This is a genomic window from Siminovitchia terrae (genome assembly GCF_003605405.2).
Classification (GTDB): Bacteria; Bacillota; Bacilli; order Bacillales; family Bacillaceae_C; genus Siminovitchia; species Siminovitchia terrae.
In genome coordinates, this window is the sequence record NZ_QYTW02000019.1 from 1 (window position 1) to 26,055 (window position 26,055).

21 protein-coding genes and 1 pseudogene are annotated in these 26,055 nt (G+C 41.8%); 5 read left to right on the forward strand and 17 right to left on the reverse strand.

Features of this window, described 5'->3' with window-relative positions:
* Window positions 1–212: 212 nt before the first annotated feature.
* From smpB to rpoN, 11 genes are all read right to left on the reverse strand, one after another.
* Entirely contained in the window at window positions 213–680 is a 468-nt protein-coding gene (smpB, locus tag D5F11_RS16765; RefSeq protein ID WP_120115946.1) for an SsrA-binding protein SmpB, read from the reverse strand.
* A gap of 84 nt (window positions 681–764) precedes the next feature.
* Window positions 765–3,101: a ribonuclease R gene (rnr, locus tag D5F11_RS16770; protein ID WP_120115947.1), complete on the reverse strand. Its 2,337-nt coding sequence runs from the start codon at window positions 3,099–3,101 to the stop codon at window positions 765–767.
* Between the two features lie 17 nt (window positions 3,102–3,118).
* On the reverse strand, window positions 3,119–3,865 hold the full coding sequence (locus D5F11_RS16775; protein WP_120115948.1) for an alpha/beta hydrolase: 747 nt from the start codon (window positions 3,863–3,865) through the stop codon (window positions 3,119–3,121).
* A gap of 493 nt (window positions 3,866–4,358) precedes the next feature.
* Window positions 4,359–4,592: a preprotein translocase subunit SecG gene (gene secG / locus D5F11_RS16780; protein ID WP_120115949.1), complete on the reverse strand. Its 234-nt coding sequence runs from the start codon at window positions 4,590–4,592 to the stop codon at window positions 4,359–4,361.
* A gap of 78 nt (window positions 4,593–4,670) precedes the next feature.
* On the reverse strand, window positions 4,671–5,960 hold the full coding sequence (gene eno / locus D5F11_RS16785) for a phosphopyruvate hydratase (protein WP_120115950.1): 1,290 nt from the start codon (window positions 5,958–5,960) through the stop codon (window positions 4,671–4,673).
* A gap of 272 nt (window positions 5,961–6,232) precedes the next feature.
* A complete protein-coding gene (gpmI, locus tag D5F11_RS16790; RefSeq protein ID WP_120115951.1) occupies window positions 6,233–7,765 on the reverse strand; it encodes a 2,3-bisphosphoglycerate-independent phosphoglycerate mutase in 1,533 nt (510 codons plus the stop codon).
* A complete protein-coding gene (tpiA, locus tag D5F11_RS16795; protein ID WP_120115952.1) occupies window positions 7,758–8,519 on the reverse strand; it encodes a triose-phosphate isomerase in 762 nt (253 codons plus the stop codon). Before tpiA ends, gpmI begins: the two co-directional genes overlap by 8 nt.
* 36 nt (window positions 8,520–8,555) lie before the next feature.
* Window positions 8,556–9,740 (reverse strand): phosphoglycerate kinase, encoded by a 1,185-nt coding sequence (locus D5F11_RS16800; RefSeq protein WP_120115953.1) that lies wholly within the window; start codon window positions 9,738–9,740, stop codon window positions 8,556–8,558.
* 125 nt (window positions 9,741–9,865) lie between these two features.
* Complete coding sequence (gene gap / locus D5F11_RS16805) at window positions 9,866–10,873, reverse strand: type I glyceraldehyde-3-phosphate dehydrogenase (protein WP_120115954.1); 1,008 nt, start codon at window positions 10,871–10,873, stop codon at window positions 9,866–9,868.
* A gap of 934 nt (window positions 10,874–11,807) precedes the next feature.
* On the reverse strand, window positions 11,808–12,068 hold the full coding sequence (locus tag D5F11_RS16810; RefSeq protein ID WP_120115956.1) for a glutaredoxin family protein: 261 nt from the start codon (window positions 12,066–12,068) through the stop codon (window positions 11,808–11,810).
* 15 nt (window positions 12,069–12,083) lie between these two features.
* Window positions 12,084–13,424 (reverse strand): RNA polymerase factor sigma-54, encoded by a 1,341-nt coding sequence (gene rpoN, locus D5F11_RS16815; protein WP_120115957.1) that lies wholly within the window; start codon window positions 13,422–13,424, stop codon window positions 12,084–12,086.
* Between the two features lie 509 nt (window positions 13,425–13,933).
* Between rpoN and D5F11_RS16820 the strand changes: the two genes are divergently transcribed.
* A complete protein-coding gene (locus tag D5F11_RS16820; RefSeq protein WP_120115958.1) occupies window positions 13,934–14,251 on the forward strand; it encodes a CotD family spore coat protein in 318 nt (105 codons plus the stop codon).
* 350 nt (window positions 14,252–14,601) lie between these two features.
* Here D5F11_RS16820 and D5F11_RS26665 read toward each other — a convergent pair whose 3' ends face one another.
* On the reverse strand, window positions 14,602–14,748 hold the full coding sequence (locus tag D5F11_RS26665) for a hypothetical protein (RefSeq protein WP_185830758.1): 147 nt from the start codon (window positions 14,746–14,748) through the stop codon (window positions 14,602–14,604).
* Window positions 14,749–15,251: 503 nt separating this feature from the next.
* Here D5F11_RS26665 and D5F11_RS27510 point away from each other — a divergent pair.
* The 4 genes and pseudogenes from D5F11_RS27510 to D5F11_RS16835 form a co-directional block, all read left to right on the forward strand.
* Window positions 15,252–15,786, forward strand: a pseudogene (locus D5F11_RS27510) (transposase); the annotation flags it as partial.
* 452 nt (window positions 15,787–16,238) lie between these two features.
* A complete protein-coding gene (locus D5F11_RS16825) occupies window positions 16,239–16,592 on the forward strand; it encodes a helix-turn-helix domain-containing protein (RefSeq protein WP_120115959.1) in 354 nt (117 codons plus the stop codon).
* A 47-nt stretch (window positions 16,593–16,639) separates the two neighbouring features.
* Window positions 16,640–17,140 carry a DUF5067 domain-containing protein gene (locus D5F11_RS16830; RefSeq protein ID WP_185830759.1) on the forward strand — a complete coding sequence of 167 codons (501 nt, stop codon included), beginning with the start codon at window positions 16,640–16,642 and terminating at the stop codon, window positions 17,138–17,140.
* Window positions 17,141–17,214: 74 nt separating this feature from the next.
* Complete coding sequence (locus tag D5F11_RS16835; protein WP_120115961.1) at window positions 17,215–17,511, forward strand: ImmA/IrrE family metallo-endopeptidase; 297 nt, start codon at window positions 17,215–17,217, stop codon at window positions 17,509–17,511.
* A gap of 1,755 nt (window positions 17,512–19,266) precedes the next feature.
* On the opposite strand, the gene D5F11_RS27515 is transcribed toward D5F11_RS16835, so the two are convergent.
* From D5F11_RS27515 to D5F11_RS26670, 5 genes are read right to left on the reverse strand one after another with little or no spacing between them, the layout of a single operon-like run.
* Window positions 19,267–20,232: a DUF3597 family protein gene (locus D5F11_RS27515; RefSeq protein WP_245998244.1), complete on the reverse strand. Its 966-nt coding sequence runs from the start codon at window positions 20,230–20,232 to the stop codon at window positions 19,267–19,269.
* Between the two features lie 37 nt (window positions 20,233–20,269).
* Entirely contained in the window at window positions 20,270–20,662 is a 393-nt protein-coding gene (locus D5F11_RS16850; protein ID WP_120115963.1) for a phage holin family protein, read from the reverse strand.
* Window positions 20,663–20,695: 33 nt separating this feature from the next.
* Window positions 20,696–20,914: a hypothetical protein gene (locus D5F11_RS16855; RefSeq protein ID WP_120115964.1), complete on the reverse strand. Its 219-nt coding sequence runs from the start codon at window positions 20,912–20,914 to the stop codon at window positions 20,696–20,698.
* On the reverse strand, window positions 20,914–21,315 hold the full coding sequence (locus tag D5F11_RS16860) for a hypothetical protein (protein WP_120115965.1): 402 nt from the start codon (window positions 21,313–21,315) through the stop codon (window positions 20,914–20,916). The genes D5F11_RS16855 and D5F11_RS16860 overlap by 1 nt, the downstream gene beginning before the upstream one ends.
* Complete coding sequence (locus D5F11_RS26670) at window positions 21,315–25,994, reverse strand: phage tail protein (protein WP_185830760.1); 4,680 nt, start codon at window positions 25,992–25,994, stop codon at window positions 21,315–21,317. The genes D5F11_RS16860 and D5F11_RS26670 overlap by 1 nt, the downstream gene beginning before the upstream one ends.
* Between the last annotated feature and the right edge of the window lie 61 nt (window positions 25,995–26,055).

Below are 26,055 nucleotides of genomic sequence, written 5' to 3' on the forward strand. Positions count from 1 at the left end.
TGAAAATCTGTGGCATCCGCCGGAGGCTTTGACTTTATTCAGCCGGGGTTTGAACCCCCACTGAATGGTATACCAATAGCCATTCATCTCACCACTTATAGAAGTCGGAGATGAATGCTGAATGAAGTTAAAACTTTAAATAAAAAAACATTCCCAAATATTGTTGAGAATGTTTTTTCATCAGGGGTGTCTGGATATTTGATTCAGGTGGGTTACATTTTTTGGCGATCACGAAACGCTCTTTCGATATCACGTTTTGCTTCTTTCCTTTTTAAATCTTCGCGTTTATCGTATTGCTTTTTCCCTTTTCCGAGACCAATCAGCATTTTGGCAAACCCGTTTTTCAAATACAGCTTTAGCGGTACAAGCGTATACCCCGCTTCTTTCGTTTCACCAATTAGCTTATTAATCTGCTTGCGGTGCAACAGCAATTTTCTTGTCCGGATTGGATCATGATTATATCGATTACCGTGTTCATACGGACTGATGTGCATATTGTGGATAAAAACTTCACCGTTTTGGATACGCGCAAACGAATCCTTCAAATTGACTCTTCCCGCACGAATCGATTTGATTTCCGTTCCCTGTAAAACAATTCCGGCTTCATACGTATCCTCAATAAAATAATCATGGTTCGCCTTTCTGTTTTGCGCGACCAGCTTCCCTTCTTGCTTCCCCATTTGTACTTCCCCCCTTGTCACTCTTCATGATTAATCATTATAACATGTGAAAGAAAAAAAGGTTAGAAGCGTTATCTTCTAACCTTATCGTCTTTTTCCGCGCTTTCCGTTTCTTACATTGGCGGGTTTATTATCGTACTTTTTCTTTTTCTTTCGCGGCTTTCTTGTTGTCCATTCCTCATCATCGCTGTTTCCCTGAGGGCCTTTTTTCCTTTGCTCCCCACTGTCCTTCAATTTAACGATTTTCTTTTGATTGTTATCATCTGCACGGCTTTTTCTCCCCTTCATGCCGGCAATCTCGAAGTCAATGGAGTGCTCGTCTTTGTTGACATTGATTACGCGGACTGTGACTTCATCACCGATTCGATACACATTCCCGGTCCGCTCACCAATCAGGGCAAATTGGCGTTCATCATAATGATAGTAATCATCCGTCATATAGCTGACATGGACAAGGCCCTCAATCGTATTCGGAAGTTCAACAAAGAGACCGAAGTTGGTCGCAGAACTGATGATTCCGTCGAATTCCTCTCCAATCTTGTCCTCCATATACTCTGCCTTTTTCAGTTCATCTGTATCCCTTTCAGCATCCACGGCACGGCGCTCCCTTTGGGATGTATGCTGAGCAATCTCATCAAGCTTTGCATTCCATTTTTCACGGGTCTGTGAATCCACTTTCCCTTCAAACAAATATTCTCTGATCAATCTATGGACAATGAGGTCCGGATAACGCCTGATCGGGGAAGTGAAATGTGTATAATATTTTGTTGATAAACCGAAATGCCCGATGCTCTCCGGAAAATATTTTGCCTGTTGCATTGAACGAAGCATGACCGTAGAAACGACCAGCTCTTCCGGCTTGCCATGAACAGATTCCAAAATTTCCTGAAGCGCCCGTGGGTGAACTGTATTGGCTGTCCCTCTTACAATGAGATTGAAATTCGTGATAAATTCGAAAAACCGTTGGAGCTTCTCCTCTTTAGGGTCTTCATGAATACGGTATAAAAACGGCACTTCCATCCAATGGAAATGTTCAGCTACGGTTTCATTCGCAGCCAACATGAATTCCTCAATGATCCGCTCACCAATCGATCTTTCTCGTATAATAACATCTACTGGTTTGCCGTCTTCTTCTACGATTACTTTCGCTTCTTTGAAATCAAAGTCGATGGCCCCGCGCTTCATCCGCTTATTTTGAAGAATCCCCTGAAGCTTCTCCATCAGTTCAAACATCGGGACAAGCGATTCATATTTTTTTCGTAGAACCGGATCTTTATCAATCAGAATTTTATTTACGTCAGAGTAGGTCATCCGTTCAGTCGTCTTGATAACGGACGGAAAAATTTCATGACTGACGACTTCTCCCCGTGCATTCAATTCCATTTCACATGATAATGTAAAACGGTCCACCTTAGGGTTAAGGGAACAAATTCCGTTCGAGAGTCTATGAGGGATCATGGGAATAACGCGATCCACCAAATAGACGCTTGTCCCCCGATCAAACGCTTCGCGGTCAATTGGCGATCCTTCTGTTACATAATGACTCACATCGGCAATATGGACTCCGAGCTTGTAATTGCCGTTATCCAATTTTGATATCGTTACCGCATCATCTAGATCCTTTGCATCCGCACCATCAATTGTCACAATCGTTTCACCACGCAGATCGCGGCGGTTCCCAATATCATTTTCATCGATTGTTTCCGGCACATTATTGGCCTGCTCCATCACTTCATCAGGAAAAGCAAGCGGCAAATCATGCTTGTAGATAATAGATAAAATATCCACACCCGGATCATTTTTATGCCCCAGTATTTGGACGATTTCGCCCTCCGCATTTTTCCGGTTCTCAGGATATGTGGTAATCTTAGCGATCACTTTATGTCCATCAACCGCCCCCATGCTGGCATTTTTCGGGATAAAAATATCATCCGCGATTTTTTTATCATCTGGAATGACGAACCCAAAATATTTACTTTCACTATAGGTACCAACGACTTGCACAGTGCCGCGCTCCAGAATCCTGACAACCGCTCCTTCTCGCCTTGCTCCCCCAGTTAATGGAGAAACCCTTACGAGAACCTTGTCTCCATTCATGGCTCCGTTGATTTCATGCGGCGGGATAAAAATATCATCCATCCCTGGCTCATCCGGCAAAAGGAAAGCAAAGCCTTTCGCATTCCCGGACAAGGATCCCCGAACGAGGTTCATTTTTTCCGGTAGGCCATACCGATTGCTCCTGGTTCGGACAATCAGCCCTTTTTCTTCCATTACCACAAGCGCTTTTACAAAGTCCTTGAAGTTTTCTGATCCCTCAATTTTAAACTCTTCTTCCAGTTCTTTAACGGTCAGCGGCTTATACACTTCATCTTTCATATAAGTTAAAATTTGATCAGTGTAATGCTTTATGTTTTCGTCCATTTTACTCCTCCTCTCTTCTATACTGTCCAATCAAGTCCTTCCAAAAAGTGCAGGATATCTTCATGGAGCTGTTCCTTTTCCTCTCCCAATGTGATGACATGGCCGGAATGCTCGTACCACTTCAGATCCTTTTCAATTGATTCGGCCTGATTATAAATAATATTAGCACTGTCCGGATTAATCATATGGTCATGTCTTGCCTGTACAACAAAAAGTGGCGTATAAATCATATCCACTTGATCGCGAACATCTGCTATCAGCCGCTGTAATGCTTTCAACGTGTTCATCGGCGTTTTTTCAAATTCATGCATTTCCATATCTATCTGCTCTTCGGACTTTCCTTCGAACTGCTTAAATTCCCTTGCATATTTAAGTATTCCCCGGTACATGACTTCTTCGCTTTTTATGTACATCGGTGCACACATCGGAACAATTCCTTTTACAGGTACAGTGTAGCCTAATTTAAGGGAAAATACTCCGCCAAGAGATAATCCTGCAACAGCGATTTCCTCATATCCCTGATTTTTTAGAAATTCATATCCATCCATGACATCTTTCCACCAGTCGCTCGGCCCGGTATGGACAAGCTCCTCGGGTGGAACCCCATGTCCTTTATATTGGGGAGCATGGCATGTATACCCATTCTTTTCCAAGAACCTCCCCAACATCCTGACATCGGCTGTATTTCCTGTAAAACCGTGAAGCAATAGCACAGCTCTTTTTCCTGATTTAAAAATGAAAGGTTCAGGAGCTTTGATTCTCATCCCATCGATCTCCTTTTTATCCATGCCTCTATAATCTGCTTACCCTATTCTAAGCAAACTATACCTTACAATCCAATGATAAACACTGAGCAAACAAAGAATAAAAAACTGTTCATTTACATTCGTTGCAGAAGATGCTGAAGCTGTGTGGTTATTTTCATTTTCTGTTATATTAGCTTTCCCAAAGAACAAAAGCGTAAGAGCCTGTTTATCGACTTACAGACTGGAGTTCCTCCGACGAGATAAAGGAAACACGGCGACGAAGGCAGGCTCAAATCGCGACATCTTGTCGCTTCGCTTGCACTAGGACGTCCTGTCCGTCGGAGCCGATGTTGACTTATCGTAGGAGGAGGAGAGAAGTCTGATAGTCGATAGGCGCTAGAGCTGGACGTAACATTTAGCGATAAATAAGTTATTCACTCCTTAGGCATTTTATAATTTCCTAATCAAAAATAAAAAACCCGGCCCTCATGAACCAGGTTCTACATCCATATTAAACTTCAAAATAGGCCACAGCCAAAGTAAGAATAAAAAACAGTACGGATAAAATAATGGTGATTCGGTTCAGGACAAGGTCCATTCCGCGGGCTTTCTGCTTTCCGAAAAGCTGCTCCGCCCCACCGGAAATTGCCCCTGAAAGACCAGCACTTTTTCCAGATTGCAATAAAACGATAATAATTAAAGCGATCGAAACAATAATCAACAGCGTGATAGCTAACGTATGCACTGAGTAACACACCTCCATGCCCTAACAATAATTTAAATGTAGCATAAACAGCCCCCCTGGACAAGAGGGGCTGGATAATTATTTCACATTATAAAAAGCATTTACTCCAGGGTAGATGGCTGTGTCTCCCAGTGTATCTTCAATGCGAAGAAGCTGGTTGTACTTAGCTACGCGGTCCGTTCTGGAAGGAGCTCCTGTTTTGATCTGCCCAGCATTCGTTGCTACTGCGATATCAGCAATTGTGCTGTCTTCCGTTTCACCGGAACGGTGAGAGATAACCGCAGTATAGCCTGCACGCTTAGCCATTTCAATGGCATCAAAGGTTTCTGTCAAAGTACCGATTTGGTTTACCTTGATCAAAATAGAGTTGCCGACTCCCTGCTCGATTCCTTGGGCAAGCTTTTCAGTGTTTGTTACAAAAAGGTCGTCACCAACAAGCTGTACTTTGGAACCGATCCGCTCAGTCAGCAATTTGTGTCCTTCCCAGTCATTCTCATCCAATCCGTCTTCAATGGAGATAATTGGATATTTATTAACAAGCTCTTCGTACCAGTCAACCATTTCTTCAGAAGTTCTAACGACACCTTCACCACTTAAGTGGTACTTTCCATCTTCTTTCTTATAAAGCTCGGAAGAAGCGACATCCATTGCAAGTTTGATTTCTTCTCCAGGTTTATAGCCTGCCTTTTCAATCGCTGCCATCAAAGTTTCCAATGCTTCTTCGTTGGATTTTAAGTTAGGTGCAAAGCCGCCCTCATCACCAACAGCCGTATTCAAGCCTTTTTCCTTCAATACTGCTTTCAAGCTGTGGAAAATTTCTGCGCCAATGCGAAGCGCTTCTTTAAAGCTTGGTGCTCCGACAGGCATGACCATGAATTCTTGGATATCTACGTTATTATCAGCATGCTCTCCACCATTTAAAATGTTCATCATCGGAACAGGAAGCTGCTTTGAATTGAATCCACCCAAATATTGATAAAGCTCAAGGCCAAGCAAATCAGCCGCCGCACGAGCAGTAGCCATGGAAATACCAAGAATGGCATTTGCGCCAAGCTTTCCTTTATTGTTAGTGCCGTCAAGCTCAATCATTGCTTTGTCAATCCCAACTTGGTCAGTGACGTCCATACCGATGATTTCTTCTGCAATCACTTCGTTTACGTGCTCAACAGCTTTTTCTACACCTTTTCCAAGGTAACGGCCTGAATCCCCATCACGCAGTTCCACTGCTTCATATTCACCAGTGGATGCACCGCTTGGTACAAGGGCCCGACCAAATCCTCCTGATTCAGTGATAACTTCCACTTCCACTGTCGGATTTCCGCGGGAATCCAGCACTTCTCTTGCATATACATTAGCTATGAATGGCATCTAAATCTCTCCTTGTTTTTAAATTATTTTTGCTATATTTAACTTTAGATGGACAAGATGTCGCGCCCTGAGCCTGCCGACGTACAGGACGTACTAGTGCATGCGATGCGACAGGATGTCGCGCCTGAGCCTGCCGACGTACAGGACGTGGCGTTTTACTATAGCCGAGCTCCATGGGGCGCAAGGATTAAGCCAAATTCTTTTTAAAGGCAACATACGTTTCTGTCAGCGCTCGTGTGCTTGTCACCGATACACGAGCGCTCTCTGCCTTTTTAATCAATCAAGCTAGTGCCTGTCATTTCATCCGGCTTTTTGACATTAAGCAAATCAAGCATCGTTGGAGCAAGGTCCGCAAGGATGCCACCGTCACGCAAATGAATTCCTTGCTTTGTCACGATCACCGGAACAGGATTTGTCGTATGAGCGGTCATCGGCGAACCTTCAAGCGTGACCACCTCATCCGAGTTTCCATGATCTGCTGTTATAATGGCTGTACCGCCCTTCTGCAAAATTAAGTCCACTATCCGTCCAAGGCACTCATCCACTGCTTCAATAGCATCAATTGTCGGCTGAAGCATACCGGAATGTCCAACCATATCGGGATTGGCAAAGTTCAAGATGATTGCATCAAAGCGGTCATCCTCAATTTCAGCGCATAGAGCGTTTGTCACTTCATACGCACTCATTTCAGGCTTCAAATCATATGTCGCTACTTTTGGAGAATCAATTAAAATCCGCTTTTCCCCTGGGAATTCATCCTCTTTTCCGCCGCTCATAAAAAAAGTGACATGAGGATATTTCTCTGTTTCGGCAATCCGGAGCTGATTCAAATCAGCGTTGGAAATTACTTCGCCAATCGTCTTATCCAGGTTAACGGTTTTAAATGCGACATATCCTTTTACCGTTTCAGAAAAATGCGTCATGCAAACAAAGTGTAAATCCTTCGGTCTCTCTTCTCCGCGATCGAATCCGTGAAATTCCTCATTTGTAAACACGTTGGAAATCTGAATGGCACGGTCCGGACGGAAATTATAAAAGATTACGGAGTCTCCACTTTCGATTGTAGCATTCGCTTTTCCATTTTCGTCAGTGATGATCGAAGGAATCATGAATTCATCATAAATTTCATGAGCATACGAGTCTTCGATCATTTTCAGCGGATCAGAATACTCCGGACCTTCCCCAAACGCCATTGCCCGATACGCTTTCTCCACACGGTCCCAGCGTTTATCTCGGTCCATGGAATAGAATCTTCCGGATACAGTGGCAAATTTGCCGACTCCGAATTCATCCATTTTTTTCTGAGCCGCTCTAATATATTTCTCAGCTGTTTTCGGTCCAACATCGCGGCCGTCCAAGATGGCATGAACGTATACTTCTTTCACATCCTGATCAGCAGCAAGCTTCAGAAGGGCATACATATGGTCAATATGGCTATGCACACCGCCATCAGAAAGCAGTCCCATCAAATGAAGCTTTTTCCCGTTTTCTTTTACATTTTTCACAGCATCTAAAAATGTTTCGTTCTTTTCAAACTCACCATCTCGGATTGCTAGATTCACCCTTGTCAGACTTTGGTAAACAATCCTTCCCGCACCGATGTTCAAATGCCCGACTTCGGAATTTCCCATCTGTCCTTCCGGAAGACCGACCGCTTCGCCACATGCTGTAAGCTGTGTATGCGGGTATTTGTTCCAGTAACGGTCAAAATTAGGCTTTTTTGCCTGAGCCACAGCGTTTCCCTTTGTTTCTTCACGAAGGCCGAAGCCATCCAAGATAATCAAAGCTGTTGGTGATTTACTCATTGATGGACGCCTCCAGTAATGACAGGAACGAATTCGGATCCAGACTTGCCCCTCCGACAAGCGCTCCGTCAATATTTGAATGGCTCATAAAATCGCGGATATTATCTGGTTTCACACTACCACCATATTGAATGCGGACGGAATCAGCAACCTCTTTTGAAAAATTGTTCTCTATCACTTGACGAATATGACCACACACCTCATCCGCTCCTTCAGCTGTCGATGATTTGCCTGTTCCAATCGCCCAGATAGGTTCATAAGCGATAACAAGGTGCTTCACTTGCTCCTCTGTAAGTCCTTGAAGCGCCTTTGTAACCTGGCTTCCGACATGCTCACGCGTTTCTCCTTTTTCCCATTGCTCAAGGGATTCTCCAACGCAAACAATCGGAGTCAAGCCATATTGAAAAGCAGAAAGCACTTTTTTATTCACGGATTCATCCGTCTCATTATATAATTCACGCCGCTCGGAATGGCCCAAAATCACATAAGAAACACCGATCCCTTTTAATGCGACCGGACTAACTTCACCGGTATAGGCGCCTTGTTCTTCAAAATGCATCGTCTGTGCGCCAACTTTCACATTGTATTCGTCAACTTCCTTCACGAGACGGTCAAGAAACAGAAAAGGGGCGCAAATGACCGTATCAACCTGGGCATTCGATGGAACGAGTTCTTTTACCTTTTCGGTAAAATCCACCGCTTCTTCCATTGTTTTATGCATTTTCCAATTGCCTGCAATGATCGGTTTTCGCAAGTAGTTTCATCCTTTCAATCTGTACAGGTAAATGTTTTATTCTTCATCGAGCGCCGCAATTCCCGGCAGGTCTTTACCCTCCATAAATTCCAAGGAAGCTCCGCCGCCTGTGGAAATATGGTCCATTTGTTCAGAGAGTGAAAAATGCTCCACCGCTCTGGCAGAATCTCCGCCGCCGATGATAGAATATGTATTGTCAGCTTCAGCCAACGCTTCCGCTACAGCTTTCGTTCCTTGGGCAAATGGGGCCATTTCAAATACGCCCATTGGTCCGTTCCAGATGACGAGTTTGGACTCTTGAATTACACGGCTGTACAATTCTGCCGTTTTCGGTCCAATATCTAGTGCAAGCCAGCCATCCGGGATGCTGTCTATGTCCACAACCTTATAATTCGCATTCTCAGAAAAAGCATCTGCTACGACTGCATCAATCGGCAGAAGAAATTTTACACCTTTACTCTCCGCTTTTTCCATAAAGCTTTTTGCAAGCTCAATTTTATCTTCTTCCAATAAGGAATCACCGATTTCATAGCCCTGAGCTTTGACAAATGTAAATGCGAGCCCGCCGCCGATAATCAAATTATCCACCTTATCAAGTAAATTATCAATAACGCCAATCTTATCTTTTACTTTGGCGCCCCCAATAATTGCCGTAAAAGGCCTTGCTGGGTTGGAGAGTGCATTTCCTAGCACCTCAAGCTCTTTTTCAATCAAAAACCCGGCAGCAGACGGCAAATGCTTTGCCACACCTTCTGTTGAGACATGCGCGCGATGCGCAGTACCGAAAGCATCATTCACATAAAGATCAGCAAGCTCTGCAAATGCTTTGGCCAACTCTTCATCGTTCTTTTCCTCACCAGGATGGAACCGTACATTTTCCAGAAGCAGAATGTCGCCTTCCTTCAGATCGGAGATTTTTTCTTTCACGTCTTCCCCAATGACTTCTTCGGAGTAACGTACATCTCTGCCCAACAGTTCTTCTAACTTCTTAGCAACAGGAGCTAATCTAAGCTCTTCCACTACTTTACCTTTTGGTCTTCCCATATGGCTGGCTAAAATAATAATTGCCCCATTGTCAGCCAAATGGCGGATGGTCGGCAGTGCCGCCTTAATTCTTGTATCATCAGCAATGATTCCGTCATTCATCGGAACATTGAAATCCACTCGGCAAAAAACTTTCTTCCCTTGTACATCCAGATCCCTGATTGATTTTTTCTTCACTGGGTAAGCCTCCTCCTAAACGCAGAAAATAAGAGAGTGGGTTTCTTTTCCCGCTCCCTTTTCTACACCCCTTTATATTATAGATGCCAAGAGGCGAATATCCAATACCAAATCTGAATTTTTGACTACATTCCTCTTTTTTTGATGTAAATAGCCAAATCGATAAGTCGATTCGAATACCCTGTCTCATTATCATACCAAGACAGAACTTTGACCAAATTATCTTCCAACACCATTGTAGAAAGCGCGTCAATTACGGAAGAATGCGGGTCCCCGTTATAGTCACGGGAAACGAGCGGCTTGTCACAGTACCCCAATATCCCCTTCATATTTCCTTCTGATGCTGATTTTAGGGCTCGATTCACCTCATCACTTGTTACAGATTTTTCTAGTTCGACAACTAGGTCAACAACTGAAACATTCGGTGTTGGAACACGCATCGCCATTCCGTTCAATTTGCCCTTTAATTGTGGAAGCACCAGAGAAACGGCTTTAGCTGCACCCGTTGTTGTCGGAATAATTGATTCAGCCGCCGCTCGTGCCCTGCGGTAATCTTTGTGAGGCAAATCAAGGATTTGCTGGTCATTTGTATAGGAATGGACAGTTGTCATCATACCGCGCCGGATGCCAAAATTCTCGTCCAATACTTTGGCAAACGGAGCAAGACAATTCGTTGTGCAGGAGGCATTTGAAATAATGTGATCTTTTTCCGGATTGTAGTTTTTCTCATTCACACCCATTACGATAGTAATGTCCTCATCCGTTGCCGGAGCCGATATGATCACTTTCTTTGACCCTGCCTCCAAATGCTTGGCTGCCTTATTTCTTTGGGTAAAACGTCCGGTAGATTCGATCACGATATCGACTCCAAGATCTCCCCAGGGAATTAGGGACGGCTCCCTTTCGGCAAATACCTTCAACTCCCGTTCACCAACTATGATTTTGTCTTCCTCTGCAGCAACTTCTTCTCCAAGGGTTCCATGCACAGAATCATATGCGAGAAGGTGTGCGAGCATCTTGGCGTCCGTCAAATCATTCACTGCTACGATTTCCACTTCGTGCTGCTTTATTGCAGCACGAAAAACATTCCTTCCAATTCTTCCAAATCCATTGATTCCAATTTTGACAGACATGCTTTTTATTCCCCCTTTAAAAAATCATCTATGCCCCAATGCAGCGTCTTGTTATTTCTGAGATGATTGTTCAACCTAAAATTTCTTTTCAATCACAGGTGCTTCATGCTTATTTTCCACGACTGGCAAAATAATATCCGAATGACCTTGTCTTATCTTATTCCTATCTTCTCCATGAGTATGCTGGGTCCAGACATTTCATTAAGGTTCCATTAAGAAAAGGGTAAGGCGCTCAGCCTTACGCAACAAGCACAAGTCAAATTTTGATGAGGGAGCTCCTCAGCCACCACAGCAAAGCTGCTCATTTCAATTACATCATGAAAAGCTTACTTGAGTATGCTTCATGCAGCTTTGCGACGAGGGAAACATATGCTTCCTTGAATATACTGTGCCGCAGGAGCACTTTCTTCCTGTATAAACTTCCGCGTGACTTGATCCTTGCGCCGATGGCGCCTAGCCACCTCAGACCCCCACACCCTGTGGCTTCGGTGGCACTAGTACTTCCTGTACGCCGGCTGGCTCAGCCGCGACGTCCTGTCGCTTCGCCTGCACTAGTACTTCCTGTACGGCGCAGCTAGACTTAATCAAATGCGCCTTGGCGTATTTGCGCCCAGATTTTATCGAGCTTTGCTCGATAAAATCTCCTCTGAAAATCTGTGGCATCCGCCAGAGGCTTTAACTTTATTCAGCCGGGGTTTGCCCCCCCACAGAATGGAATNATCTCCTCTGAAAATCTGTGGCATCCGCCAGAGGCTTTAACTTTATTCAGCCGGGGTTTGCCCCCCCACAGAATGGAATACCAATAGGCATTCATCTGACTACATACTGAAGTAGGAGATTTCTGCTGAATGAAGTTAAATCTTTATTCGAACAAAATATTTCATCTAAATTTATACTTTCTTACGCATAGAAAAAAATACACCTACTGAACGAGTCAGCAGGTGTATTTTTTTCTATGCATATAATCTTTGAGCTTGTCCTCTAACGCCAGCAAATCGATGCGACCATACTGAATGATCTCATCGCATACTTCCACAACTGGAATCATCAGCCCAAACTTTTCGGTCAGCTCGTCGCTGGCATCAATATCCTTCTCTATAATCTTAAAAGGATAATCTTCTTGAAGTAGCTGTAAAAGAAGTTTGCCTTCTTTACAAAGCTCACATTTGTTTCTCGTATAATAAAGTACTTCCATATGCCGCTCCATTTCCTACTCGTACCGTTTACGTTTTGTTGATGACGGGATGCGCAACTGTTCCCGGTATTTGGCAACAGTCCTCCTCGACAAAGTAAGGCCTTTATCTTTCAGCATGTTTGCTATCGCCTGATCGGACAATGGCTTGCTCTTGTCCTCTTTATCGATAAGCCCCTTGATCAAGGTTTTCGCCTGCCCCGCTGATGCCTGTTCTCCATCGCTTGCCGCATTTACCTGCAGCGCCTGGGAGAAGAATTTTTTAAGTTCATGCATGCCGCTTGGCGTTTGAATGTATTTTCCCCTGATAGCCCGGCTCACAGTCGATTCATGCACTTCTATTTTTTCAGCAACATCTTTCAATGTCAACGGCTTAAGATAACGGGGACCTTTTAGGAAAAAGTCCTGCTGTTCTTCAATAATCGCCATGCCGACTTTCATCAGCGTCTGCTTTCTCTGTTCGATGCTGCGCATGATCCAACGAAAATCCTGGCGCTTATCATTCAGGTATTGTTTCACTTTATCATCTGCGATGCTGGCCATCTCGTTATAATAATCAGCTTGATAACGAATGGCCGGCAGATGTCTTTCAAACAATTGCAGCTCCAATTTCCCATCAATGATCTCCAAAATGAGATCCGGAATAACATATTGAGGCCTTTCATAATCAAAGTGAGTTCCTGGACGCGGATCAAGCGTCGTAATAAAATCAGCCGCCTGCTGAATTTCTTTCAGGCTAACATCTAGATTTTCAGATAAAACCTTCCACTTTTTCTCCGCAAACTCATTGAAATATTCAGTCAATAACTTGATTGCCAATTCGGGTGCATCACTTCTTCTTTCCACCTGTAATACAAGACATTCCTGCAACGACCTCGCTGCTACCCCAGCAGGCTCAAGACTTTGGACAAGCTGCAGAATTTCTTCTGCTTCTTCAATCGAAGTCCCGCATATAGCAGCAGCTTCTTCAATCGTTATCATCAAATATCCATTTGGATCTAAATTATATATAAATTGTTCCACCAGTTTTTCTTGAAAATCAGACAGCGCTTTCATCAACAGCTGAGAAAACAAATGATCAGCAAGCCCCTCAGTTGGCTCTGCTATTTGCTCAAGCCATTTTTTTTGATCATTTTCAGGATTCGTGACTTTTCTCTTCCTCACTTTGTCGTAACGGGGATCTATAGATCGAACGATCGGTGACTCAAGTTGGATAAGCGGATTATCCATTTCTTTCATTTCAAGAAAAGCTGTCAATTCATGGGCGGTGTACTGCAATATCGTAATCGCCTGTTGCAGCTCCTGCGTCATCGTCAGATTCAATGTTTGCTTTTGCAACAAAGCCGGTTCCAGTTTCATTGCTCTCTCCCCCTCCTGCTATTCTACTATATTACCATAAAACCGTACATATTTTTTAAGAATTTGTGACAGATATCCCCCCTTAGGCATCCTTTTTCTTCTTTTACTGAGTAAAACACCCAAAAAAACAGTTTGTGAGGAATAATGAAGTGCCTATTTTGTCGCTTTCTAGGTAGTTGTCCATTCGCTGGACGGTTGTCCTACATACTATTTACTATATGAACTTGAAAGCACAAGTGCCCATTTTAGCGAAGTACAAACTAAACAGAATAGCGGATGCAAAGGAATTCATGCCCTTTGCAACAAGCTGATGAAAATCTCTCGAATAAGCAATGGAGCAGGATTAGGATTTTCTTGACCTATCGGAGGACTTTAATCCGTTTCCCCTAAAAAGAGTATAAAGTTTACTAATCGCTGGGCGCTGAAGCTAGACACAGCATAAGTTACTTCAAATATACATCCCTTAAAAACTGATATGATCTTGATTATTTAATAAGGAGGATTTTGTCATGAGAAACTACAAACCTTGCGGATGCTACAAGAAATGCACATGTGGATATCCACAGGCGAAGCCTGCACAGCAATTACCCAACAAAACAATGCCTGCTCAGACCAGTCCTACAAAACAGCTAAACGAGTATGTGGGCCAGGATGTCTATATTCCAATGGTACACCCTTCTCATACAACACAGGTAAATCACACGACTTATAAATACATGCACTCCTACCCGCACACAAAATCAGTGGTCAACTCTGTTTCAGAGGAACACTATTGTGTATGCCCGCCTAAGCAGAAATACGGATGCAAACCGAAACATTACTGGTAAATTGGATGCGTAAGGGCAGGACCAGCTGCTTTTACGCTTATTTACTTTTCATTTGAAATTCCAGAAAATGGACCTTAGGGCGCATTGTTTTTAACATTTTTTTGCATTAAAATGGAAATAAGGTCGATTATCGACCTTATACCCCCTTTTATAATACAAGAGAAGCCCTTTCTAACGAAGGGTTTTCTTATTTTATCCCGGGAGATACCGGGCTTTTTTTGTCAAAATAAAAAACACCTCCATCGAGATGTCCCCAATAACTCTTCATAATATATATAAATGCGTCATCAAAAGCAAAAAGATTATCCCGGATCGAAGGACCATATTTTCACCTTTCCCTCTGTTATGATTTAATGCATATAATACATATATTCATAGTCAAACTCTTCTTCGGTTGATTCATAAAACTGATCCTCATCGAACTCGAAACATCCCTCGTAAAAGTCAGGATCGGACTTGAATTTTCCATTGAAAAAACCAAAGAGTTTTTTTAACACCTTTCCACCCCCATTCACTTGTTACATATAACTTAGCATTCGCTTGTTAACAGTGTGTAAAGGCAGTGTAAAGTTTCTGTTTAATCTTGTACAAAACTAGAGACTATTCTGGAGTAAAAATTGGAATCTATGTGATTAAATTTATTGAGATAGAGACATATAATAGAAGGAAGTGAAAAAGGCCTGGCTCAATTTGAGGGCTATTACTCTTTATATTCAACCTCTAAAAGAGGAAAATTAGATGCAGTGTAAATTTTTATCTCCTTATTAACTTACTTTATCGATGTTTTTCTGGGAGAGAAGGTAGAGCTAAGCTACCAAATGGGATTTAGAACTATCCAATAGTAACTTCGGGCTGCTTTTTTAAAGATTAACTCAATTGAACTAATACCCTATTGCATTTGTGTTCTATCTTTCCTTCGTAGCAGCGTTTTTTGACCGTCTAATTGAATGGAAATTTTTTAACTCTAACTAATGTGGTTATGTCTCAAGGAGGATTAGATATCCAGAGCATGTTATTCAGAGCTGTTCATTTCTCCGATCGTTTAGATAAAGTTGTTGAAGATTCCATCTTCCATCACATTGATCCGCACATTCGAAAAGCAAAAAAGTGTTAAATCAATTACGCACATCATGAAAGACATGCCACAGATACTTCAAACTGTACCTGGTATTGACCTGTGCTTACTGCTGGTATTATTGCTGAAATCGGCCAAATTTGAGCCTTTTGACGACAAAACAAAAATTTCCAAGTATATAAGGTCTCTATTGGTTGACTCACAAATTTGGTCGCTATATGGCAGATGGTACATCTTTATCGCGTAATGGAAATCAGTATCTCCGTTCTTACTTAGTCGAAGCCACCAACTCAGTAAGATCTGAGATACCTGAATACAGTGATTACTAGGCGAAAAAGTATCAGGAAGTATCGAAACATCAATATAAAAGAGCCCTCGTTTCTTAACAACAAGAAATTTTGTGCGTTTGGTGGATACTCTACGACACAAAAACCTAATTTACACACTGAAAGGAGCGTAATAGATAAGCATGCCTAGCTTCTAAAACCCATTAATAACGATTGTAATTTTCCTGAAAAATCCAACTAGTTCTTCATTACCTTTTTTTAAAAGAAATTGAACCTTGATAATCAAATAATTAGTCCTCCTCCTCATGACATACCACCACAGGTCTAACTAACCTCTTTATCACTTTTTTCGATTTGGCAAATTTTTTCACCCAAAAGATCAGCAACCTCACAGGAGTCTCAGCTAAGAACTTACCGCGGCCAACTTCTAGACAATAATAACAGTTTGTACTCTCATAACCCCAGCGCATTTTGCCATTTCGGTAACTATTGATTAGTATATTACATTACGCTTTTAGAAAAACGAACAATATAACAATATTATTACCTTTTTGGCAAAAATATTTCATTACCATTTTGGTAAATGTTAGAATGGTAACAAATACATAAAGGGGAAGAAAAAGAATTGGGAAGATTGGGGAATAGGATTAAATTATTAAGAGAGAAAAATGATTACTCTCAAAAAATAGTAGCTGATGCTATTGCCATTTCGAATGTTCAACTTTCCCGTTACGAATCAGGTGATAGAAAACCTGATCCTGAAACCATTTCTTTATTAGCTGATTTTTTTAATGTAACTACAGACTATTTGTTGGGACGCTCTGGTAATCCCAACGATGACGATAGAAATGAAGAGGATTATCAAAAAATCATCATCGATCCTGAATTAAAGCGTTGGCTTAGAGAATTACCTAAAACTCCTGAAAAAGATTTGAGGAAACTTCGTAAGTTGTGGGAGATTATGATGAATGATGAGTAACACTTAGGTGTTAATCATAAATAATAATACATAAGGAGAGAAATATTTTGAAGAAATACTTATTTATTCTTTTGGCCATCGGCCTTGCGGTTGGACTAGCCGCTTGTGATGAAGGGGGAACTTCATCAAGCAGCAGTGGAAAAGAAAAAGAAAGCGCTGAGAAGAAGGAAAAGAAAGAAGATAAAAAGTATGGACTCGGTGAAACGGCTGAAGTTGGCGATGTAAAGGTGACGATAACTAAAGTTTCTTTGACTGACGAAAGAAATGAATTTGAAGAATCAGAACCTAATAAAGTAGTTAAAATTGAATACGAAATGGAAAATAACAGAGATGAAGAAATACCTGTAGGAGCTGATTTCCAAGTTTATGACAGCACAGGTAACCAAGTTGATTTATATGCGTTGGACAACACAATGGGGAGCCTGAAACCTGGAAAAAAACTTCAAGGTGTTGAGCATTACGGAATTGAAGACGGACCAATTGAAGTCTATTTTCAACCTATGTTCTCTCTTGATAAAAATGCGATATTCGAACTAGATGTAGAATAATAAGAGCCCTTTTTGGGCTCTTATTTTTAAAAACCAGCAAAGAACATACGTTTGTAAAATGAAGAACAATAAACATGGTTTACAGTAATTTAGAAGACTTTGTGACTGAAATTCACCGTAAGATCGGGATATTAACGCCAAATGAAATTGACATGCAAATGATAGCAGATTCGTTGAATATCAAACCGCACTTTTGGGACGAATCAAGCCAAGCTACCGAAAGTGCTGGTGAACACTGGATATTTATCAACGAGATTCTAAGTCTTATGGAACAATGGCAAGATTTCGGTCATGAACTGTGTCATGTTTTGCAATACGCTGGAAATCAGCATAACTTGCCACTCAAATTTCGTCTCTATCAAGAGGTTTAGACTGAAAATTTCATGTATCATTTCTGCGTCCCACTTTTATATTGGAAGGTTACAAGATTGCTAACTATTACAACATCGAAGATGGTGTGCCTATTATAGCACGAGATTTTAGCGTCACCGAAAAACATTTGCAAGGAAAAGAATAGTTCACCTCAGAAATAAGATTTTGCAGGCGGGAGTCGACGAGATGCACAAAAAATTTATGGAAAGGCTCTATCCAAAAGCCCCACCTTATAGCGATGAGACGAATAAGGTGTTAGACCAATAAAACGCCATAAAAAAAAGAAAGAGCAAAAGCATAATGCCGCAGCAAAGACTTTACTGTGATTTTTGGGATAACCAACTATCCCCTATTGGTACGCCCTAAAATTTGAATACAGCGAAATTGTTTGGGCCAAGCCTGAGCATGATTATGAAGCATACAAGCCGTTCGAATTTATAAAAAGGCATGAGTTTGATGATTCGATCATCACTACATCGATCAGTTTGGCTGACTTTATGGCGTTAATCCGCGGGTTTTGAGAAAGGTGCTATTGCTTTCTCATGAGATTGGAGAGTTAGTTTCGATGCTCCCATCGGAAATGCAAATGAGTTTAGCGTTATAAAATACATAGAAGAAGAATTAGATATAGCGACATTCCATAGACGAGAAAACAAATGGGAATACAGGATTTACTATACATGTAAAAAACAGGCGAGGTTCGGTGAGTGGCGTTCAGTCGAAAATAGAAGCTAAATTAGCTACAGAAGAAATGGAAAGAAGGATTAATTCTATCACTATTTACTAGTGTTGTCCAAAAGTCGCCGCGTAGCGCACCCATGCATTGAAATAATTTTACATAATATGGAGGTAGTGTAAAAGAACTTGTCGAAATTTTTGTGACACCCCACAAAAGGGTCAAACCGTTGATAAATCAATATTTATAGAGGGAGGATAAGTTTGTAAAATTTATAGAAGAAACTATTTTGGGTCTCCGTTTCTTGGATGGTTATTTATATGATTTATGTGCATCAAGTTCAAGTGTTTTAGCTTTTGGCCTCTTCTAATTCATGGATTGTTATTTTAAATTTTAATTGTTAACTTTTTTAAGAAAACGGTGAAGTGGATTGAAAAAGTCAAGTTACTGGGACAAAACCCTATAAAAATGAATAAACCGCATGAAATTATTTTTAAAAATCTTGATTTCACACAAGGATACAGGGCAATGGTTGCGTAGCTTGGGAACACAGCGTAATAATAAAGAAGGAGTATATTAATGATATGCGGGTGTCGATGTGGCGAAGCATAAACATCAAGTAGCTATCATTGATGACAAAGGCGAAATTCACGAAGACAACTTGGTTGTAGTAAATAATAAGTCGGGATTCAAAAAGCTTTACGAGATACTCTGCCGGATATAGTCACAAACCGAATATATCGGTACAAATGGTAAAACGCGGTTCTCCTTACCTTCGGTGGGCGATGTATCATACATCAAGGTTAGTTGCGATTTACTCTCCAACATTTAAGGCATATTATGAAAAAAAGCTTTCGGAAGGCAAGCATTATAACGTAGTGCTTAGCCACATAGCAAAGAAGTTAATGAGAGTTATATTTTATATGAGGAAAACTGATGAAGCTTTAAAGAAGCTCAATGATCCAAATTTGAATTTTTGAATCATCAAGCTTTTTTGTCATGCCTACTTTTCAACTGAGAAAAATGATGGAATTTACCAATAACAGTATTAACTTTATATAGTTAGCCTCTATCTTATTTATCCTCTCAACTTTTTAAGCAACTGCGTATTTTGGCTTAACGTACCGGTATAATTTTGAATACCATGCTTTTCCGCAAGATTTTTTCGATTAGTGGGCGATGAGTCCTGTCCAATTGATTTGAGGTAATCGACGATTGATGTCGTCTTTTGATCACCCTTTTTAGCTGTGGGTTTTGCAGGCGTCATAGTACCAGTCCTCATTTTATTGAGCAATTCAAGATTTTGTTTCGCGGAGCCTTTGTACCCTTTAATCTCATACTGCGTGGCCAGGTTTGTCCGGTTTGAAAAGCTCGAGTCCACACCAATGCTCTTTAGGTAGTCAACAATGGAATCACCTGTATAAGCGCTTGGTTTGGTTACTAGCTGACTTGGCTTGGGCACAGGCTTCGATGTAGAGGACTTGTCGACTGGCTTTGTTACCACTGTTGCTGCCCCAATACCGTTTTCCACATCTTTTTTGAATTGCGCTACTGTAATCCCAAACTGTCTTAAATAACCAAATGGGTCCGTATGGGTAGTGCCGCCAAGGTTACGCCTAATCCAATCGTGAGACTTGATTCCCTTCGTTGTCGCTGTTCCCTCGTCCAGCTTTTTCGGGATACCAGCTTGATCAGCAAGATACCTCAGGAGCCAAATATAAGCTGCATAATCTTTTTTGAACGTTTCCGGATTCTTTGTGCGCGCTAGTTCAACATGGGCATAGCTGTATGGATTAGCCTTCGGACCAGCGCCGTATTGGAGTTTACCAACGGGAGCCAGCTGCACAATTCGACCTCCACCACCTACCCAATGGGATGTGAAGGCTTTGCGAAAATTTCTTGTCATAAAAGTGATTTCAGCGTCAAGCGAATGTGGTCCTGTATTTTTATCATTACCTGATTCATGAGCCACAACAAAACGGCTCACTGTCAATGGAATATTTGGTAAGCCTGGAATGATTATTTTTTCTATTTTATAAGTCATTAGTAATCCTCTACCTTTTCAAAATAAAGAGCAACACTTATGCGTCTCCCTTATCACTTAATTTTTCTACCGCTTTTTTTAACACTTCCGGTACTGGCAAATTTGTTTTGCTGACCGTCTCCAAAATACTCAACAATTCATTTGTTAAATAAAAAAAGATGACCGCATCCCTGACGAATGTGCCATCTCCCATAATTGTATCAATTGAATAAGCCACAGCGACCAGCGACAGGATGATTACCTTTTTAGCAATTCCCTTGAATCCAAAAGAACTGTTTAATTCCCAAAGTGTTGCGGCGACCAAAAATCCCAATACATAATCCATGACGATAAAAATAACCAGCACCTGTAACAAAGGCGACCATCCACCTAATAAAAATGTAATGATCGCCCCGATGACAGCGACAACTGATTTAAATATAGTTTCCATGCCCTCCCTCCTTTTCCTGCAAAATAAAAAGCCCTATTCGGCTTGCAGATCGTTGATGACGGTCTGTTTAATTAGTGACCTCAATTGATCGTTGTTGTTTGATGCTGCTTGATAGTCCGATTTGGATACCGTAACAGGTCCGCTTAAAGAATATTGCACCCCTACTGATATAAAGTTTAAATCCACACTCGTAAACTCCTGATCAAAACCATTCTCATAATTAAAATTGATCCCCGTAATTGTTATTTTCATTATGCTTCCTCCCCTTTTTTGTTATTAGTCTCTTCTCCCAAGCCAAATTCTTCATATAAACAGGCAACAGCATAAGCATTATCCCCATTAAATTCATGCTCGCTGTCTTCTGCAGTGATTTCTTTAATAACGGACTTAACAGACTGCAACATAGTCTGAGAGTCACCACCGTCAATTACTATTTTTTCTTTATAAAATTTCTCTAACCACTCCTTTTGCTTTTTGGGGCTTCCATTTGCTTCTTCAATTAATTGCTTTTCATTTTCTACGACAACCTTCAATTTTTCGCTAAGCTTCCGGCTAAAGTTAGTCCTATGGATACTGTTTAATCCTTTTAAAGATAATCCGTCCAAAAAGTTAATCACCTTTGCGATGTTGATATTTTCGATTTCGATTTTCATTATGCTACCTCCAATTTGTTTATCCTTTCTTCTAACTTGGCAATTTTGAGGATTAATTCCTCGTTTTCTTTTTCCATTTGATCTATGCGGTTTGTCTGATACTTGAGTGATCCGGCAATGACACCAACCGTATTATCAAGGCTGATTTGATTTTTTTTCGTGTTTGTAATTAAGTCTGGGCTATCCTCTGCTATCCATCCAATGCTTAGTGTATCCCGCAGGCTGCCGTCCTCGTGTTTGTAATTAAACGTGACTAAGTCCATGTCATCAAAAGCGGACTGCATTTGATTGATGTTCGCATCCTGGATATTAGCCTTGCTATCACGTGTGGACAGTTTGACCAAATCCACATAGTGTAGATAGTTGGTATAGATGCGCCACATTCGGTTCGCACTCCGGCCTATATATCCCCATCCTGACGTATCTGGATACAAACATGGATTATATTGACCTTCTGCTGATTGAAGACTGTTAAAGATAAAGTACCTTTTACTATGTGGCCCTGAAGCTGCCCCTTCCTTGTTTACGATTCTTAACTCTTGCGAATACATAGTGGTCAAGCCACCTGAGTAAGTCTCCATATGCACGCTATTAGCTGTGCTGCCTATAACAAACGTATCATTAACATTCATTCCGATTCCGGCTGCAACAGCTCCGTTGCCGGAAAAGAACCTTATAGTCGCTGGGTCTGACTGCCCTTTACCCGCTAGATTACGCAATCCAATGTGTATGCGGTCATGTCCACTGCTGTCGATTGATCGCAGGCCAGTATCGTCCAGCTTTAACTCCTGTTTGCCGTTTGTGACACGGACAGTGACGCTATTAGCATTAATAATGCCGCCAGTTATTTTGTCCGCAAGCAAACTAGCAATCTTAGCGTTTGTGACTGCAGCATTTGCTAATTTTGCGCTGTCTACGGCAAGGTTTCCGATCTTGGCATTAACAATTGAGCCGTCCTCAATCTGCGCCGTGCCTACGACAGCCGTGCCGAGCTTTGCCCGTGTAATTGCGGCGTTGGCAATAGCCGCTGTGCCTACAGCAGCGCTGGCAATCTTTGCGCTGTTGATTGCGGCATCTGCGATCATAGCCGTTTTTATGACGGCATTGTCTATTTTGGTTTGACCCGATATGTGGATTTTTTGACCGGCTATCAATATGCCCTCGGTACTTATATTAATCTGATTGATTACATCATTAGCTTTGATACGTAGATTGATAGCATCAGAGAGTTGGCTTATTTGAGATTGGGTTGCCATGTCTTCGGGGGCAGGAGACCAATCAGTTGCCTTGTTGCCTTTTTCAAGTTTGGGCTTTCCGACCTTAGCTGTACCACCACATTGAACATATATGCCGATTGCGTTAATCTCGCTGACTTTCTTGGCTGGGGGTTTGTAGGTTATTACTATCCTCTTTTTGATTGTCTTAGGATTCGCATCAGTAAACCCGCTTTCCCAAGCTCCAAAATAACCCTTTGTCCCATCGCTGTATGTGACACTCATCTCCACCCCTATCCTGCCTCTTTGTCCGTATGTCCCATTTACCACATCAATATCCACTGAAAGAGAGAAAGAGGCTTCATTGAGCATGTCTGGCGTGACTAGGTGACGGTTACTAAAAGAAAAATTTGTACTTGTTGATCTATCTGAATCTAGTAGTAGATTCCTTCCACCGATCTCGAGATTATCAAGATCATTCCGAATGGAAGTAACCGTACTTTGCAATCCCTGTGCCGTTTGAGTCAAACTTGATTGGGTAGCATATTTCTTATCGGCATCGACAGTTGATATTTTGCTGGATAGACTCGTAGCCGTCTGCTGGACAAAGCTATCATAGACTGTCTTGTCTACTTTTTTAGTGACCTGTCCGCTGATACTGTCAACGGTCTGTTCTAGTTTGGAAAATTGGACAGTTGATACCTGATCTTCGGGCGCAGGGGTCCAATCGGTTGCTTTGTTGCCATTTTCAAGCTTAATCTTGTCTATTTCTGCGTAGTTTTCTACATCTATTACGAGATTTCTATTTCCAATACCCTCAATGTAAAATGTATACCAATTAAAATCTTCTGTAAGCTCTTGGGATGTACCCTGTTTAGTTCCCCACCTTGCGTTTATCTTTCCTGTACCTTTCGCATACAGCTGTACAACGTATTTCCCGTCAACTACTTCGGGTCTACTAGAAAACGATTGACCCAAATAGCTCATTGACCCAGATGTTCTAACTTTTAAAATACCATTCTCTACTGTTACTAAATTGGACGGAGTGCTGTTAAAAAGAAGCCATCGAGTAAACCCGTCATTAAAATCACTATTTAATAATAAATTCCTTCCACCAATCTCCAAATTATCAAGATTATCCTGGACAGCCGAAATCTGACTCGTCAAGCTATCAGCTGTCTGCGTCAACTGTGACTGTGTGGCAAACTTGGCGTTAGCATCCGTTGTGCTGATTTTTGACTCTATCTCTTTGGCATTTTGAGTAATCCGTGATTCGTGAGATTCCACTTGCCCGGTCAACGTATTAACGCTTTGTTGGCTGGCCTTGGATTGTATTTCCTCAGCATTTTGCTGTATCAATGTGGAATGACTGTCGACTGTACCTTTGACCGTATCGACATAACTTTTATCAGCTTTTGACTTTATATCAATTTCCGTTTGCTGTATTTGCGTGCTGTGGTTGGTCACAGTCCCTTTAAGAGCATTAAACTCAGTTTGGCTTACTTTGTTGGATAGTTTTCCGTTGATATTTTCAAACTCAACGTCGATACTCGTCTGCAAGTCACTAACACTTTTAATTGCAGATTGAGCGTTTTTCATTGACGTCTGTGCATCCGCAATTGCTGTGCCTGCTTGTTCTTGTGCTTCTCCTGCTAATCGTTTAGCAACATCACTTGCCTGTTTGGCGGCATCTGCAATATTATGGGCGTTGATAGCTTCGTCAAATGCACCCTGTGCTTGTTCAATAGCTTCATTGGCGTTACTTGTGGCTAAGTCAGCCTTGGCTACAGCTTCGGCGGCTTTGTTTTTAGCCGTGTCAATTTCCAACGTAACGTCATCGCCAAGCTTGGTGTAGTCAATCGTTCCATCCGCTAGTAGCTCCGCCGTTTCGGATAACCCCCTTAACTCTTCGGCAATTTCAGGGCCGAAAAGTATGTCATCGGATATTACCCTACGTGTAGATGCACTCGCTTGCTGGCTATAATCAGACGGTCTGCCATGCATGTTTACTGCCCGCACACGATAATACCAACGCTGATCTGTGCCTACTTCGTGAGTAAAGCCAGATACTCTGCCTCTCCATAACATATGCTGTGAGTCCGGCACAAAGTCTTTTACTGACGACCCGTATACCTCGTAATAGTTGATATAGACGTGCTCATCATAGTCCCAATAGAGCTGGATGATTTCAATGCCACCTGTTGCCTCAAGGTTGACTGGCGTTTGAGGCTTAATGTCCGGAAATCGACTATTGTCGATTGGGCGGGACCCAGATTCCCATTTGCCGCGATTGTCTCGGATGGTTACTTTTAGATCGTCAAGCTCACGTCCTAGCTCGTTATCGTAGACAGATAAAAACTGGCCCATCTCAACAACGGCTGTTTCCTCAATATCCAGCAAGTCATATTCAGTGGCAATGATCCTCGTTTGGATTTCGATTGGCCGAGCAAATTGACGGTCGATAGCGACAGCAGTGTCGCCCAAACTTACATCTTTATCAAGCAAATCTACAGACAATTTGTAATGTACTTCAGGTTTTTTAGCTTGTTTGAGAGCTTCCCAAGTTGCATGTAGTAGTTCGGCAGGGTCTTCATAGTCTTGGTTACTAAACTCGCCATATCGATGCAATAACTGGCTGTTATGCTTGCGGCCATATTTGAGCAACGCATCCGGATCACCGACCCATTTTTGTCCTTTTGGCTTGTCCGTGGGATCGCCCTTTGCTTTTGACCAAACTACATCACCAAAATCGATATACCGAGTGTGTCCGTCTGTTTGATTTTCTTCACCATCTGTAACTTCGAGACTTGCACCCCAGCCGTACAAAGCAGTTTTTGGATAAGACAAGACAGTTCGCTGAATTTCTTCGATGTTATGATCGATTTCAAAACGAGCGCCTTTGTCTGCTCCTATACGTTGTTCAATGATAATTTTACGGACAGTTATGTTATTCCCAACAATTTTGATGGTGTCTCTAAACTCACCACCCCACACTTCAAGAATCTTCCATATACAATCAACGCTAGATAAGAGATTAAAGTTTGTAGATGCCAAACCCAAGCTTACTTTTACCTCTCCTTCATAGCGTGTTCCTTCTAATGCATCATCTAGAGCCAATTGTGCTTCTTTGTTTGTGTATTGCTTCTCTATGACAATGTTGTCGTTTAGTTCATCCAGCCATGCAGGAATACATGTTGCCGTGGTTTGCGGCCCGTTATCATTGTCGATGTCGTCAAGCTCTTTGATAACCATTTCACGGAAATAGCCATCCTTGTCCTTGAAAACCAGACGATTTTCTTCTTTTACATGTTTGGCACTTTGAACATCAGCATCCACAGTAAATACAAAAGGCTCACTAGCAACACTGTTTATTTCATCCCGGAACAGCGCGCTAACTAGCCCTGTTGATTCAGTTAGTGTTGTAAGTAAAACACCATCCTGGCTGAATATATAAAGCTCTGACATGATATCCTCCTTTCATGCAGGTTAAATGTCCCGCTTATCGAATGCTAACTATGGGTAGAGG